Here is a 15373-nt window from a genome sequence, read left to right on the forward strand (position 1 = left end):
CGTTAACGCTATGACAGAACACCAAAAATTGACCTTCCCGATGCTGATGCAAAAGCTTGATTCGCTGATGCTGCGCGATAAACAGCGGTTTGCGCGCCGTCTGCACGGCGTTAAGAAGGTTAAAAATCCTGATGCACAACAGGCCATTTACCAGGAGATGGCCAACGAGATTGAACAGGCGGCAGGGAAAGTTGTGCTGCGTGAAGCCGCACGTCCGGAGATTACCTATCCGGTAAATCTGCCCGTCAGCCAGAAGAAACAGGACATTCTTGAGGCCGTACGCGACCACCAGGTGGTGATCGTCGCGGGGGAAACCGGTTCAGGTAAAACCACTCAGCTGCCGAAAATCTGCATGGAGCTGGGCCGCGGGGTGAAAGGGTTGATCGGTCACACCCAGCCGCGTCGTCTGGCGGCGCGCACCGTGGCGAACCGTATTGCGGAAGAGCTGCAAACGGAGCCGGGTGGCTGCATCGGCTACAAGGTGCGATTCAGCGACCACGTCAGCGATAACACCATGGTTAAGCTGATGACCGACGGTATCCTGCTGGCGGAAATCCAGCAGGATCGTCTGCTGACGCAGTACGACACCATCATCATCGATGAAGCGCACGAGCGCAGCCTGAACATCGACTTCCTGCTCGGCTACCTGAAAGAGCTGCTGCCCAGGCGTCCGGATCTGAAAATCATCATCACCTCCGCGACCATCGACCCGGAGCGCTTCTCAAAACATTTCAACAATGCGCCGATTATCGAGGTGTCAGGACGCACGTATCCGGTGGAAGTGCGCTATCGCCCGATTGTGAAAGAGGCGGACGATACCGAGCGCGACCAGCTTCAGGCCATCTTTGATGCCGTCGACGAGCTGGGCAACGAGAGTTCTGGCGACATTCTGATCTTCATGAGCGGCGAGCGCGAGATCCGCGATACCGCCGATGCGCTCAGCAAGCGCGATCTGCGCCATACCGAGATCCTGCCGCTGTACGCGCGCCTGTCGAACAGCGAGCAGAACCGCGTGTTCCAGCCGCACAGCGGGCGCCGCATCGTGCTGGCGACCAACGTGGCCGAAACTTCGCTGACCGTACCGGGCATTAAATACGTGATCGACCCGGGTACGGCGCGCATCAGCCGCTACAGCTACCGCACCAAAGTTCAGCGCCTGCCGATTGAGCCGGTTTCGCAGGCGTCGGCTAATCAGCGTAAGGGCCGCTGCGGCCGCGTGTCGGAAGGGATCTGTATTCGTCTCTATTCGGAAGACGATTTCCTGTCGCGCCCGGAGTTTACCGATCCGGAGATCCTGCGGACCAACCTGGCATCCGTTATCCTGCAAATGACCGCGCTGGGGCTGGGCGATATCGCCGCCTTCCCGTTTGTGGAAGCGCCGGATAAGCGCAATATTCAGGACGGGGTGCGGCTGCTGGAAGAGCTGGGGGCCATCACCACCGACGAACAGGCGACGGCCTACAAGCTAACGCCATTGGGCCGCCAGCTTAGCCAGTTGCCGGTCGACCCGCGTCTGGCGCGCATGGTGCTGGAGGCGCAAAAACACGGCTGCGTGCGCGAGGCGATGATCATTACCTCGGCGCTCTCCATTCAGGATCCGCGCGAGCGTCCGATGGACAAGCAGCAGGCGTCGGACGAAAAACACCGTCGCTTCCACGATAAAGAGTCCGATTTCCTCGCCTTTGTGAACCTGTGGAACTACCTTGGCGAGCAGCAAAAAGCGCTCTCCTCGAACCAGTTCCGCCGTCAGTGCCGGGTGGATTTCCTCAATTATCTGCGCGTACGCGAGTGGCAGGATATCTACACCCAGCTGCGCCAGGTGGTGAAAGAGCTGGGTATACCGGTGAACAGTGAACCGGCGGAGTACCGCGAGATTCATATCGCGCTGCTGACCGGCCTGCTGTCCCATATCGGGATGAAGGATGCGGATAAGCAGGAATATACCGGCGCGCGTAACGCCCGCTTCTCCATCTTCCCGGGTTCCGGCTTGTTCAAGAAGCCGCCGAAGTGGACCATGGTTGCGGAACTGGTGGAAACCAGCCGCCTGTGGGGGCGGATTGCCGCGCGTATCGATCCGGAATGGGTCGAGCCGGTGGCGCAGCACCTGCTGAAACGCTCATACAGCGAGCCGCACTGGGAGCGTGGGCAGGGCGCGGTGATGGCGACGGAAAAAGTCACCGTCTACGGCCTGCCGGTGGTGGCCGCGCGTAAGGTTAACTACAGCCAGATCGATCCGGCGTTGAGTCGCGAGCTGTTTATCCGCCACGCGCTGGTGGAAGGCGACTGGCAGACGCGTCATGCGTTCTTCCGCGAAAACCTGAAGCTGCGCGCCGAGGTGGAAGAGCTTGAGCACAAGTCCCGCCGTCGCGACATTCTGGTGGACGACGAGACGCTGTTTGAGTTTTACGATCAGCGCATCAGTCACGATGTGATCTCGGCGCGCCATTTCGACAGCTGGTGGAAGAAAGCCAGCAAAGAGGCCCCGGACCTGCTCAACTTCGAAAAGAGCATGCTGATCAAAGAGGGCGCGGAGTCGGTCAGCAAACTCGATTACCCGAACTTCTGGCATCAGGGCAACCTCAAGCTGCGTCTGACCTATCAGTTTGAGCCGGGCGCGGATGCCGATGGTGTGACGGTGCACATTCCGCTGCCGCTGTTAAACCAGGTGGAAGAGAGCGGGTTTGAGTGGCAGATCCCCGGCCTGCGCCGCGAGCTGGTCATTGCGTTAATCAAATCCCTGCCTAAACCGGTGCGGCGTAACTTTGTGCCGGCGCCGAACTACGCCGAAGCGTTTTTAGGCCGCGTCACGCCGCTGGAGCTGCCGCTGCTGGACGCCCTGGAGCGTGAGTTCCGCCGCATGACCGGAACCACCATCGACCGCGACGACTGGAACTGGGATCAGGTGCCAGATCACCTGAAAATCACATTCCGCGTGGTGGACGATAAAAACAAAAAGCTGCTCGAAGGCCGTTCTCTGACGGAGCTGAAAGAGGCGCTGAAAGGTAAAGTCCAGGAGACGCTCTCTGCGGTGGCCGATGACGGCATTGAGCAGAGCGGGCTGCACATCTGGAGCTTTGGTCAGCTCCCGGAAAGCTACGAGCAGAAGCGCGGGAACTACAGGGTGAAAGCCTGGCCCGCGCTGGTGGATGAGCGCGACAGCGTGGCGATTAAGCTCTTTGACAATCCGCAGGAGCAACAGCAGATGATGTGGCGTGGGCTGCGTCGACTGCTTCTGCTTAACATCCCGTCGCCGATTAAGTATCTGCACGAGAAGCTGCCGAACAAAGCCAAGCTGGGGCTCTACTTTAACCCGTACGGTAAGGTGCTGGACCTGATCGACGACTGCATCTCCTGCGGTGTGGATAAGCTGATCCACGAGGCCGGCGGTCCGGTCTGGACGGAAGAGGGCTTTGCTCAGCTTCATGAAAAGGTGCGCGCGGAGCTGAACGACACCGTGGTCGAGATTGCCAAACAGGTCGAGCAGATCCTTACCGCCGTGTTCAATATCAACAAGCGCCTGAAGGGGCGGGTGGATATGACCATGGCCCTGGGGCTGTCGGACGTCAAGGCGCAGATGGCGGGGCTAGTGTATCGCGGCTTTGTCACCGGCAATGGCTTTAAGCGTCTGGGCGATACGCTGCGTTATTTGCAGGCGATAGAGAAGCGTCTGGAGAAAATGGCGGTCGATCCGCATCGCGATCGTGCGCAGATGCTGAAAGTCGAAAACGTGCAGCAGGCGTGGCAGCAGTGGCTCAACAAACTGCCGCCGGCGCGTCGCGATGACGACGACGTGCGGGAGATCCGCTGGATGATCGAGGAGCTGCGCGTCAGTTTCTTCGCTCAGCAGCTGGGAACGCCGTATCCCATTTCGGATAAGCGTATCTTGCAGGCGATGGAGCAGATTTCCGGCTAAAACCGTTGCCCGGTGGCGCTGCGCTTACCGGGCCTACGGGAGAGCATGTAGAGCACGTAGGCCGGGTAAGGCGTAGCCGCCACCCGGCATGTCTTCAGGCACTGCTCCAGCCGCCGCCCAGCGCTTTATACAAATCAATTTGCGCCAGCAGCAGGTTGTTTTTCACCTGTACCACGCTGGTCTGCACCGAGAACAGCGTGCGCTGCGCATCGAGCTCATCCAGATAAGAAGAGTATCCGTTGCGGTAGCGGTTTTGCGCAATCCGCAGCGTCTCCTGCGCGACCGTCTGCTGTGCCAGCAGCTCGGTAAGCTGTTCCTGATAGCGGGTGATGGCATCAAGGCTGTCATTCACCTCAGCAAACGCGTTACGCACGGTTTTTTCGTAGCTATACAGCGCCTGATTCCGCTGGGACTGAGAGATATCTACCTGCGCATTCAGCGCCTGACGGTTCAGCAGCGGCGCAAGAATACTGCCGCCCACGCTCCAGAGCTGTAGCGGGTTATCCAGCAATCCCGACAGCGTGCGATCCTGCACCGATCCCGTGGCCGTGAGGTTGATCGACGGCAGCAGGCTGGCGCGCGATGCCGCCAGCGTCGCGTCCGCCGCAATCAGCTGACGTTCAGCCTGGACGATATCCGGGCGCCGGTTCAGTAGCGTCGACGGCAGCTGGGAGGGCAGTTTCAGCGGCGTCAGGGCATCAAAGCTTTCACCGCGCGCAACGTCACCCGGGTTGCTGCCCAGCAGCAGGCTAAGCGCATTTTCCTGCTGCGCAATCTGGTGCTGAAGCAGTGGAACCTGGGCGCGGGTGGCGCGCAGCTCAGAATCCGATTGCATCAGCTCAAGGCGAGAGCTGTATCCCGTCTCAAACTGTCGTTTGGCGAGGTTGAACGCCTCTTCACGCGACTTCAGCGTGGACCGGGTAACGCGCAGCTGTTCGTCCAGCGACAGCAGGGTGACGTACCCGGAGGCCACCGAGGATGCGACGGTCAGATCAGCCGCCGCAGCCGCCGCCTTTTGTGCCTCCAGCGACGCTTCAGCGGCACGGGAGGTGCTGCGGTTTACGCCCCAGATATCCACGTCGTAGCTGGCGGTCAGGCTGCCTTTGTACAACGTACCGTATACCGGAAGCCCCGTGGCGGCGGACTGCGAGCGCGCGCGCGTCCCGGTCACGCCCGCGTCAAGCGACGGGAACAGGCTGCCGTCAGCGGCGTACACCCGGGCCTGGTACTCGTTAATCCGCTCGCGGGCAATCAGCACGTCGCTGTTATTCTTCAGCGCCTGATCCACATAGCGATTCAGATTGCTGTCGTGAAAATTTCGCCACCAGAGCTGCTCTGTCGGGCTGGCTGGCCCCGACGTCGCGCGCCACTGGGCCGGTATGTGCAGGGACGATTTGGCGGGCTCAACGTCTACCGACTGGCATCCCGCCAGGATAGTCATTATCAGCAGGCCGGCTATCGGGCGAAGCGTCATTGTTTCGCCTCCCGCGTGTCGATGGTCACCTGCACCGACATGCCAGGACGCAGCAGCCGGTACGCCTCCGGCTCACCGAGTACCTCAATGCGTACCGGGATGCGCTGGGCGATTTTAACAAAGTTGCCCGTGGCGTTGTCCGGGGTGATAGCGCTGAACTCGACCCCTGTGGCCGGGGATATGCTCTCCACGCGGCCCTGATAGGCTTTATCGTTTAAGGCATCGACGGTGAATTTCACCGGCTGTCCGACGCGTAAATTCGCCAGCTGCGTCTCTTTGATATTGGCGATCACCCAGTGCTGCGGCGGGACCAGCGTGGTAAGGTGCGTCCCGGCGGTGACATACGCCCCCAGACGCACCGCAATCTGCCCAAGCTGACCGTCACGCGGCGCGACAATGCGGGTGTTTTGCAGATCGATCTGCGCCAGCTCCAGCGCGGCTTTCGCATTCTCAACGTCCGCTTCCAGCGAACCGCGATTGACGATGACCGTTTGTAAATCCTGACGCGACATCTCAAGCGTTGCTTTCGCCTGGTCGATATCGGCGCTCCCCTGGGCGGCACTGGCCAGCGCCGAATCGCGCTCGCGAATGGAGAGGGAGCCGTCCGCGGTCAGCTCTTTCACGCGTTTCAAATCCGCCTGGGTTTTCAGACTTTGGGCACGGGCGTTTTTCAGCGCCGCCTCGTTTTTGGCAATCACCGCTTCCGCGCTTTTGCGCTGTTGCAGGTTGTTATTCAGGGCTGCAATTTTCATTGCCAGCTGCGCCTCGGCCTGATGGACGCGCTGGCGATAGATGCGGTCATCTATCTGCAACAGCAGCTCGCCTTTTTTAACCTGCGCGAAATCCTGAACATGGACCTCGGTAATGTAGCCGTTTACCTGGGGACTGATGAACGTGGTCTGGCCGCGCACGTAGGCGTTATCGGTAAACTGGGCATGACGCGTGAACGGGGGCAGCTGCCAGGCATAAAGGATCACCAGTACCCCGACAATGCCGATAGCCGCGGCGGTGAAAATGGAAACGACGCGCACATTTTTGCGGGTGTTGGCCTGCTCTTTGGCGGCATCCTGCTGACTCATAACTTCTCCTGAAAAATAGTCATTACTTGTTGCCAGTGGCGTTCTTAAGGGCCATACGGGCGGTGATGCGCAGACGCAGCAAGCGCCATAAAATCCAGACCAGCGTGGCAGTGGCAATGCTCGCCGTCAGGAGATAAGTATCGTTGTAAGCCAGAATATTCGCCTCAAGCGTCGTCACCGACTGAAGCTGAGTTATGGCCTGGGTTCCCAGCAGGGAACTGTCGCCAACCAGGCTTTTGTACATCTGGGTGTAAAGCTGTATGCGTTCGTTCACCAGCGGGTTAAGGGTGGTGAGCTGGTCAGCCAGCAGGCTGGAATGGTACTTCTCGCGCCAGGTCTGGAAGGTGCCGAGGATCGCGGAACCCAGCAGGCCCCCAAGGTTCTGACTCATGCCAAACATCACGGAAAAGCTGACCAGATTGCGCGGATCGGCGATCACCCCGCCAATGGCGGCCAGCATCGCAGGCGCAAGGAAGAACGCGCTGCCGAAGCCCAGCAGGAACTGGCTGAATATAAGCTGATCCGGCCGGGTCAGGTTGTTGGACTGGCTGTCCAGCAGCGAGGCAACGATCATCAGCGCCAGCGAGGTGATAATCGGCCAGGCCAGTTTAGTGGGCTTAATCGTCAGACAGCTGGTGACGATACCGCAGACGATCCCGGCGAAAATAGCCCACGCCAGATGGGTCATCTGTTCATTCTGTAAGCCTACATATTGCAGCCAGCCGATGACGCCCGTGTTCTGCTCCGCCAGTACGATGCGGATCAGCAGCATGATCAGCCCCAGGCGTACGATGCTGCCGCTGGAGAGCCAACGGGTATTAAGCAGCGGGTTGTTGCGGTTATGTTCAAACACGATCGCGGAGACAATCAGCACCAGCGAGAGAGCCAGCGCCCAGCCGATCCACGGCGCTTCAAACCACCAGTCCAGACGCCCTAACGACAGAACCGCGCACAGCAGCGCCATGCCGGGCGCAAGCAAAAAGAAGGTGATGAAATCTTTCTTCTCGAAGACCTTGCGTCGATCGCCCGGCGGCAGCTTGAGCGCCATCACGCAGGCCAGGGAGATCAGGGCCAGACCCAGCTCGAAGAAGTACAGCCCGCGCCACTCATCAAGCTGTAACAGCTCGGTGGAGAACAGCCGCGCCAGCGGGATCGCCAGCGACGACCCGGTTATGCCGATGGTCAGCGCCTTCAGTCGGTGCTTCGCGGGCCAGGCCTGGATCTGGTAATAAATGCCGAGCGAGCTGAGCGCGGCGGCGACCATCCCGTGTGCCGCACGTACCATCAGCGCCGAGCTGAGATCGTTCACAAACAGGTGGAAAAAGGTGACCAGCACATACAGCACCAGGAAGCCTTCCGTAAAGGCGCGCAAACCGTACTGCTGGCGAAACTTTACCAGCAGCAGGTTGATGGAGACGTTGGTCATGACATAGACGGCGGGGAGCCAGGCGATTTCGGTCGACCAGGCGCCAAAGGTGCCTTGCAGATTTTGCAGATTGGCGGTGACGACCGCGTTACCCAGCGCCCCGGTCAGACACACCAGCAGGCCGACCACGCCATAGGCGATTCGTTTCGACGTTGGATGTTCCGGGGTGGAAGGGGAACCCAGCAGGGCGGGTTTCTCGTGTGGCTGCCACTCGCGAGGAGCATAAGGGTCGCGTTGGGGCAGGCGCATAACGTGGTTTACCTTTCAAAATGTTGAATTGTGAGCGGGCTAATGATTCTAAGGCTGACGCAAATCATAATTCAAGTGAATACGATTTTCTCAAGTTAATCAAATGTGAGTGCTTTTTGAGCACGTCCCGGCCCGTTTTTTTCAGCATTCATGCCATAGCATGACGCGCAGAAAGGGGGATAATCGAAGGCTCTGTATGCTGTAAGGAGGTAACGATGACAATGGCACTTTTCCCCTGTCTGCCTGGCACAACCCTCGACGCCGTGAATACCGTTGGGGCGTGGCTTGCTCAGGACGACTATCAGGACAACCAGCCCGTTGATCTGGTGATTCTGGCGGGTAATGCGGTGATCCCCGCGATTGATGCTGCCTGTAAAATCGCGGCTGAACAGGGTGTTCCTCTGATCATCAGCGGCGGGATCGGTCACTCGACGACCTTCCTCTACGCCGCGATTGCGAAACACCCCCGCTATAACAGGATACCCACCACCGGACGTGCTGAGGCGGCTATTCTGGCCGACATCGCCCGTGAATTCTGGAACATTCCGGCCGAGCATCTTCACGTTGAGGATCAGTCGACCAACTGTGGCGAAAACGCCCGCTTCAGCCGGGCGTTGATGAAACAATCCGGACTGAACGCCGCCCGGGTGCTGGTGGTGCAGGACCCGACAATGCAGCGTCGCACAATGGCTACGTTTGCCCGCGTTTGCCGCGACGAGGCCGCATCGCCCGCATGGGTGAGTCATCCCGGCCTGACGCCCGTGCTGCAAAACAGCGACGACGGTCTGGTGTTTAGCGGCCCGGTCGAGGGGTTATGGCCGGTAGAGCGCTACTTGTCGCTGGTGCTGGGTGAATTTCCGCGACTCAGGGACGACATCAACGGCTACGGTCCGGCGGGACGTGATTTCATTGCCCATGTCGATATCCCTGCCGACGTGGACGCCGCGTGGCAGATCTTGCGAAACGACGTCATTCTCACCGACGCGCTGGTGAGCCGTTCCCTGCTGTGATGCTCTGCCCGTTTGCGCCATCTTTTACGCAAACGGGCATCCTGTGTTGCCGATTTGTGATTTTGGAAACGGGCTGACCCGTTTCTTTTATGAGATATCTCACAAAAACAGACTCATAGAGTAGGCAATTGCCCCGGTAATTATAGTTTTTAACATTAAGTTTACTTGTTAAAAACAGTGTGATTACAGGAGCAGGTTATGACAGTACCCGTACAACATCCTATGTATATTGATGGACAGTTTGTTGCCTGGCAGGGTGATGCATGGATTGACGTGATCAATCCGGCCACGGAAGAGGTCATTTCCCGTATTCCCGACGGCAGCGCCGAGGACGCCCGCAAGGCCATTGACGCGGCAGATCGCGCGCAGGCTGGCTGGGAGGCGCTGCCTGCTATTGAACGCGCCAGCTGGCTACGCAAAATTTCCGCCGGGATCCGCGAGCGCGTCAGTGAAATCAGTGCGCTGATTGTGGCCGAAGGCGGCAAGATCCAGCAGCTGGCGGAAGTGGAAGTGAACTTTACCGCTGACTATATCGACTATATGGCCGAGTGGGCGCGCCGTTATGAAGGGGAAATCATTCAGAGCGACCGTCCGGGCGAAAGTATTCTGGTGTTTAAGCGTGCCCTGGGCGTCACCACCGGCATTCTGCCGTGGAACTTTCCCTTCTTCCTGATTGCCCGTAAGCTCGCTCCCGCGCTGATCACCGGCAACACCATCGTTATCAAACCGAGCGAATTTACCCCAAACAACGCCATTGCGTTTGCCAAAATCGTCGATGAGATTGGCCTGCCGAAAGGCGTCTTTAACCTGGTGCTGGGCCGGGGTGAAACCGTCGGACAGGAGCTGGCCGGGAACCCGAAAGTGGCGATGGTCAGCATGACCGGCAGCGTCGGGGCAGGTGAAAAGATCATGGCTGCGGCGGCGAAAAACATCACCAAAGTGGGGCTGGAGCTGGGCGGTAAAGCCCCGGCCATCGTGATGGACGATGCCGACCTCGAGCTGGCCGTGAAGGCCATTGTGGATTCACGCGTCATCAATACCGGACAGGTGTGTAACTGTGCGGAACGTGTCTATGTCCAGAAGGGGATCTACGACCGCTTTGTGAATCGTCTGGGCGAGGCAATGAAAGCCGTCCAGTTTGGCAATCCGGCTGAGCGAACGGATATTGCCATGGGGCCGCTGATCAACGCCGCCGCGCTGGAGCGCGTGGAGCAGAAGGTGGCGCGCGCGGTGCAGGAGGGGGCTAAAGTGGTCCTTGGCGGTAAAGCGGCAGAAGGCAAAGGGTATTTTTATCCCCCAACGCTGCTGCTGGACGTACGTCAGGATATGGCCATCATGCACGAAGAGACCTTTGGCCCGGTGCTGCCAGTGGTGGCATTCGACACCCTGGAAGAGGCGCTGAACATGGCCAACGACAGCGACTACGGTTTAACCTCGTCTGTTTATACGCAGGACCTGAACGTCGCCATGAAAGCCATTAAGGGGCTTAAGTTCGGCGAGACCTACATTAACCGCGAAAACTTTGAAGCGATGCAGGGCTTCCATGCAGGCTGGCGTAAATCCGGTATCGGCGGGGCGGATGGCAAACACGGTCTGAATGAGTATTTGCAGACGCAGGTGGTCTATTTGCAGTCGTAATCAGGAGCCCCCTCCATGCGAGGGGGTTCACATTTTCAGGAAAGGTGGTTATGTTGGCGCGATAATGATTCTTTATCGGGAAACAACATGCGCACAAAATATACGGGTCTGCAAATCAGCATTCACTGGCTGGTTTTTCTGTTAGTCATTATGGCCTATTGCGCCATGGAGTTCAGAGGGTGGTTCCCAAGAACCGATCGTCCGCTTATTAATATGATCCACGTTTCCTGCGGGATCAGCATCCTGGTGCTGATGGTGGCGCGCCTGCTTATCCGCCTCAAATTCCCGGCTCCGCCTATTCAACCGAAACCAAAAGCGATGATCACCGGGCTGTCCCATCTCGGGCATCTGGTAATCTACCTGCTGTTCATTGCGCTGCCGCTGATCGGTATGGTGATGATGTATAACCGGGGAAATGACTGGTTTGCGTTTGGCCTGACGATGCCGCATGCGGCGGAGGGGAATTTTGACCTGGTGGATACCCTAAAGGAGTGGCACGTAACGCTGGCGAATCTGGGGTACTTCGTGATTGGTTTGCACGCCTTTGCCGCGCTGATGCATCACTACTTCTGGAAGGACAACACGCTGCTGCGCATGATGCCGAAAAAGCGTCAGTAACCGATAATGCCCTGCGAACCCGCAGGGCATTTTTTTGCGGCTTATTGCAGTTGCGCGCGCTCCTGCGCCGTTAAGTCAAGTTCCTGAGTTGAACCCGTTTCCGAAGATTTTACCGCCGCTTCCAGCACCGCCATCACCGCCAGGGCTTCCACCGGATGGACCGGGTTGTCAATCTTGCCGTTAAGGGCATCGCGCACGTTTATATAGTACTGCCGCTGGTCGCCTTTTGGCGCAGGGATAGTGCTGGCTTCACCCTGGGCATTAAACAGCACCATAGCGTCGCTGTCTTCACCCCAGCTTTCGCTACCCGGAACGACGCCTGCCAGCAGCTGGGCTTCCTGCTGATCGATGTGCGCTTTCACCACGCTGGCCTTATCGCCGTGGACGGTAAAGCGGGCAACGCCACCCGCCACCAGCATGCTGCAATGGAGGACCACTTTGTGTTCCGGATAATTCAGCACCACGTGCGCCCAGTCGTTAATCTCCGCGCCGTCACGCAGGGTGGCGATGTTGCCCTGTACCGACTGCGGCAGACCAAAAAGCTGTAGCGTCTGGTCAATCATATGCGGGCCTAAGTCGAACCACAGGCCGCTGCCGGGCACGTTTTGCTCTCTCCAGCGCACGCGAACCTCCGGACGGAAACGATCGATATGCGACTCAAAATGTTTCACCTTACCGATACGGCCTTGCTCAATCACCTGCTTAATGCCGAGAAAATCGCTATCCCAGCGGCGGTTATGGAAGACCGAGAGCAGGCGCTGTTTTTCTTGCGCAAGCGCAATCAGATCTCGCGCTTCCTGCATATCCAGCGTAAACGGCTTATCCACTACCACATGCTTGCCGGCATTGAGCGCCAGGGTGGCCAGCGGCGCATGGGTCGCGTTAGGGGAGGCGATAACCACCAGGTCGATATCCGGATGCTGAATGGCCTCTTCCGGCGTGGCGACAACGAGGACGTCCGGCAGGTCGCGTTTCACTTTCTCTCCATCCCGGGATGAGACCACCGCCAGCTTCAGGCCTTCGACGGACTGGATCAGCGGGGCATGGAACGTCTTACCTACAAAACCATACCCGATCAGCGCAATATTCATTGTCTTCACTTTATTCATGACCTTCTCCACGTTAATGCGCGCCAACGGTAACCTGCAAGGCGCTATGGTCCCCGAGCTCTGCCCAGGGACGATCTAAAAACAGTTGATGAATCTCGGATAACCCTGACACCAGATACGGTTCGCACTGGTTGAGTTTTAGATGGTCGGCGACTACCCAGTGCGCCTGGCTTGCGGCCAGCATGGCACGCTTCACTTCGGCATCCGCCTCCTGACTGGCGCTCAATCCGAGTTCGGCATGGATGGCGCATGCGCCAAGGATGGCAATATCCGCCCGGTAGCGAGAGAGCAGGGAAAGGGTGGCGCTTCCGGCAAACAGGCGTTGTTTCTGATCCCACTTTCCACCGAGCAGGATCAGGTCAATATCTTCCCGATCGCTAACCTGCTGGGCGATATCAAGAGAAGGGGTGATGATGGTCAGCGGCCCCTGAAGGAAAGAGGCAACGGCCAGCAGTGTGCTTCCGGCGTCCAGAAAAAGCGTCGAGCCCGCAGGCACGCATTGCGCAACCTGTTTACCCAGCCGCTGCTTAATTTCAGGGAGCAAGCTATTCCTGCTTACTCGGGTCATCGTCGAGAGATTCAGCGCGATGGCGCCGCCATGGTTTTTTTGTGCCAGTCCCTGTTTTTCCAGGTCGGTCAGATCGCGACGGATGGTGTCCGCCGAAACCTGCAATCGCTCTGCCAGCTCGGTAATGCTGGCCTGGCCTTGCTCAGTAATGATATCAAGCACATATTTCTGTCTGGCGGTTTTATGCATGGGGCAGTATCCTGCAAAATGTCGCAATAAATTGCAGTTTACAGCATTTTGCAGGAAAGGGAATCGCGACAGGTGCGGGATGTTATCCAAAAACAGTTTAATGATGTGATTATTGATATCGCATTAATCAGTCATCAAAAACATGTATGTATCTTTTAGGTATGTTGTTATCGCTATGTTTTACTTGAAAATTTGGCTTAAGCTGCCGGATTATTGGCTCTAACCAGAATGTTTAACTAATTTGTAATTATTAATTAGTGTATATATCTATGAGTTTTTATTTTTAAAGTAAAATAATTCAATTTTATTCGGTGTATTACTTAAGTTGACATTTCTTTGAAAATCTTTGTGTCTGATTCGGGGTGAAATTAACGCAAAAATGTACACCGCGGCATTTTAGAATTTTCTTTATATTACAGGGGGTTTATTTGTTTCATCTGAAAGGCCTTTTATAACGTTTTGTCCAGAAACCCCATCTTTTTTCTTATTTGTAACACCGCATTAACATTGCGGGTGTGGTTGCTCATATCACATTTTGTTATGCTGCGAATCAATAAATATTTAAGTAAATTCTTAAAAGAAAAAAAGAGATTGAACGGCTCTCATCTCAATTGAAATGGGCTTGGGGAACTATTACCCAAATTAATCGAGAAGAGGTGAGGGATTTCTGAAGGATTATTTGTACCTCTTCCTGGGTATTTATTTGGCTATCACCTGGAGTCGGGGGATATTATGAAGATGAAATGCAATAACAGGTTGCTCAGATTATCTGTCTCCCTGACCTTAATTTCGCTGGTGGTGACTGCGGCTAATGCAAATAACGGCCAGGCGGGGATATCTCCCGTTGCGGCAATGACGATGAAAGAAAGTATTCTTTTCGCTCTCGATCGCGACCCCTCGGTGAGCCAGCAGGCTGCGCAACTGGGGATCGGCCAGGCACAAATAGACGAAGCGCGCAGTGGCTGGATGCCACAAATAGCCCTGAACGGGAGTACGGGTCACAGCCAGACCACCGATTCAAGCGGCTCGTTGCGAAATTCCGCAGCCTGGGGCCTGAGCCTGACGCAGCTGGTGTACGATTTTGGCAAGACCAATAACAGCATCAGCCAGTCTTCAGCTCAGCGTGACAGCTATCGCTACCAGCTGATGAGCACGATGTCTGCCGTCGCGGAAAAAACGGCCCTCAGCTATGTGGAAGTAAAACGCTACAGCGATCTGTTGCAGGCGGCAAAAGAGAACGTGCAGGCGCTTAAAAACGTTGAGCAGCTGGCAAAACTCCGCGCCGATGCTGGCGTAAGCTCCACCTCTGATGAGCTTCAGACCCGCACCCGTATCGCCGGGATGCAGGCGACGGTAGAGCAGTATAATGCGTCTCTGAACAGCGCCCGCGCGCGGCTGGCGGTATTAACTGGCATACAGGCTGAACGCTATTCACCGGTTCCGGGAGGTCTGGCCGTGGAGCCGGATTCTCTCAACCGGATTGATTATTCACTGATCCCAACGGTGATGGCCGCGCAGAACATGGAGCGTTCAGCCCAATACGGCGTAGAAACCGCCAGATCTCAGCACTGGCCGACCTTAAGCCTGAAAGGGGGCCGCACCCGCTATGAGTCTGATAATCGCGCGTACTGGGATGATCAGATCCAGCTCAATATTGACGCACCGCTTTATCAGGGCGGCGCGGTCTCGGCGCGCGTCCGTCAGGCCGAGGGCGCAAGGGCAATGGCATCGTCCCAGGTCGATCAGGCCCGTTTTGATGTACTGCAAAAAGCCTCCGTCGCACAGGCCGACTGGACCGGGGCGCGTGGACGAATGGAAGCCGGGAAGCGTCAGCTGGAAAATGCGTTGCGCGCCCGCGATGTCTACAAAAATGAATATACCCTGAGCAAGCGCAGCATTAACGATCTGCTCAGCGTGGAGCAGGATGTCTGGTCTGCCACCTCAGCGAAAATAATGGCTGAATACGATGGCTGGAGTGCGGCGATTAATTACGCCTCTGCGGTGGATAATCTCTTGCCGCTTATCGGAATAGAGAAAAACGCTGCCGCGAAATTACCTGATTTAAGTTAAAAAAAGGCGCGCCTTTCTGCGCGAAATAAG

At 57.1% G+C, this 15373-nt stretch carries 10 protein-coding genes; 5 read left to right on the forward strand and 5 right to left on the reverse strand.

Translation table 11 applies throughout. The annotated features are described in order from the left end of the window. The first annotated feature begins 10 nt into the window (after nucleotides 1–10). Nucleotides 11–3913, forward strand: coding sequence for an ATP-dependent RNA helicase HrpA (hrpA, locus tag ACQG1Y_RS11360; protein WP_086524456.1), 3903 nt, complete (start codon nucleotides 11–13; stop codon nucleotides 3911–3913). 94 nt (nucleotides 3914–4007) lie between these two features. Here hrpA and ACQG1Y_RS11365 read toward each other — a convergent pair whose 3' ends face one another. From ACQG1Y_RS11365 to ACQG1Y_RS11375, 3 genes are read right to left on the reverse strand one after another with little or no spacing between them, the layout of a single operon-like run. Further along, the gene (locus tag ACQG1Y_RS11365; RefSeq protein ID WP_017693459.1) at nucleotides 4008–5387 is read right to left on the reverse strand and encodes an efflux transporter outer membrane subunit; all 1380 of its coding nucleotides are present in this window, start codon (nucleotides 5385–5387) and stop codon (nucleotides 4008–4010) included. Then, nucleotides 5384–6466: an HlyD family secretion protein gene (locus ACQG1Y_RS11370; RefSeq protein ID WP_017693458.1), complete on the reverse strand. Its 1083-nt coding sequence runs from the start codon at nucleotides 6464–6466 to the stop codon at nucleotides 5384–5386. Before ACQG1Y_RS11370 ends, ACQG1Y_RS11365 begins: the two co-directional genes overlap by 4 nt. Nucleotides 6467–6488: 22 nt before the next feature. Continuing rightward, nucleotides 6489–8141 (reverse strand): MFS transporter, encoded by a 1653-nt coding sequence (locus ACQG1Y_RS11375; RefSeq protein WP_017384496.1) that lies wholly within the window; start codon nucleotides 8139–8141, stop codon nucleotides 6489–6491. Between the two features lie 215 nt (nucleotides 8142–8356). On the opposite strand from ACQG1Y_RS11375, the gene ACQG1Y_RS11380 reads away from it, so the two are divergent. The 3 genes from ACQG1Y_RS11380 to cybB all read left to right on the forward strand — a co-directional run bounded on the left by ACQG1Y_RS11380 (nucleotide 8357) and on the right by cybB (nucleotide 11407). Then, a complete protein-coding gene (locus tag ACQG1Y_RS11380; protein ID WP_017384495.1) occupies nucleotides 8357–9151 on the forward strand; it encodes a YdcF family protein in 795 nt (264 codons plus the stop codon). Between the two features lie 198 nt (nucleotides 9152–9349). Beyond that, entirely contained in the window at nucleotides 9350–10789 is a 1440-nt protein-coding gene (aldA, locus tag ACQG1Y_RS11385) for an aldehyde dehydrogenase (protein ID WP_100135081.1), read from the forward strand. 87 nt (nucleotides 10790–10876) lie between these two features. Continuing rightward, on the forward strand, nucleotides 10877–11407 hold the full coding sequence (gene cybB / locus ACQG1Y_RS11390) for a cytochrome b561 (RefSeq protein ID WP_015570570.1): 531 nt from the start codon (nucleotides 10877–10879) through the stop codon (nucleotides 11405–11407). Nucleotides 11408–11448: 41 nt separating this feature from the next. On the opposite strand, the gene ACQG1Y_RS11395 is transcribed toward cybB, so the two are convergent. Together ACQG1Y_RS11395 and ACQG1Y_RS11400 are read right to left on the reverse strand one after the other, a co-directional pair. Next, entirely contained in the window at nucleotides 11449–12516 is a 1068-nt protein-coding gene (locus tag ACQG1Y_RS11395; RefSeq protein WP_063135178.1) for an oxidoreductase, read from the reverse strand. 13 nt (nucleotides 12517–12529) lie between these two features. Beyond that, complete coding sequence (locus ACQG1Y_RS11400) at nucleotides 12530–13273, reverse strand: DeoR/GlpR family DNA-binding transcription regulator (protein WP_015570569.1); 744 nt, start codon at nucleotides 13271–13273, stop codon at nucleotides 12530–12532. Nucleotides 13274–14005: 732 nt separating this feature from the next. Here ACQG1Y_RS11400 and ACQG1Y_RS11405 point away from each other — a divergent pair. Beyond that, nucleotides 14006–15343 (forward strand): TolC family outer membrane protein, encoded by a 1338-nt coding sequence (locus tag ACQG1Y_RS11405; protein ID WP_023303703.1) that lies wholly within the window; start codon nucleotides 14006–14008, stop codon nucleotides 15341–15343. The last annotated feature ends 30 nt before the right edge of the window (nucleotides 15344–15373 follow it).

The organism is Enterobacter cloacae complex sp. 397G4, assembly GCF_050031515.1.
Lineage (GTDB): Bacteria > Pseudomonadota > Gammaproteobacteria > Enterobacterales > Enterobacteriaceae > Enterobacter > Enterobacter hormaechei_C.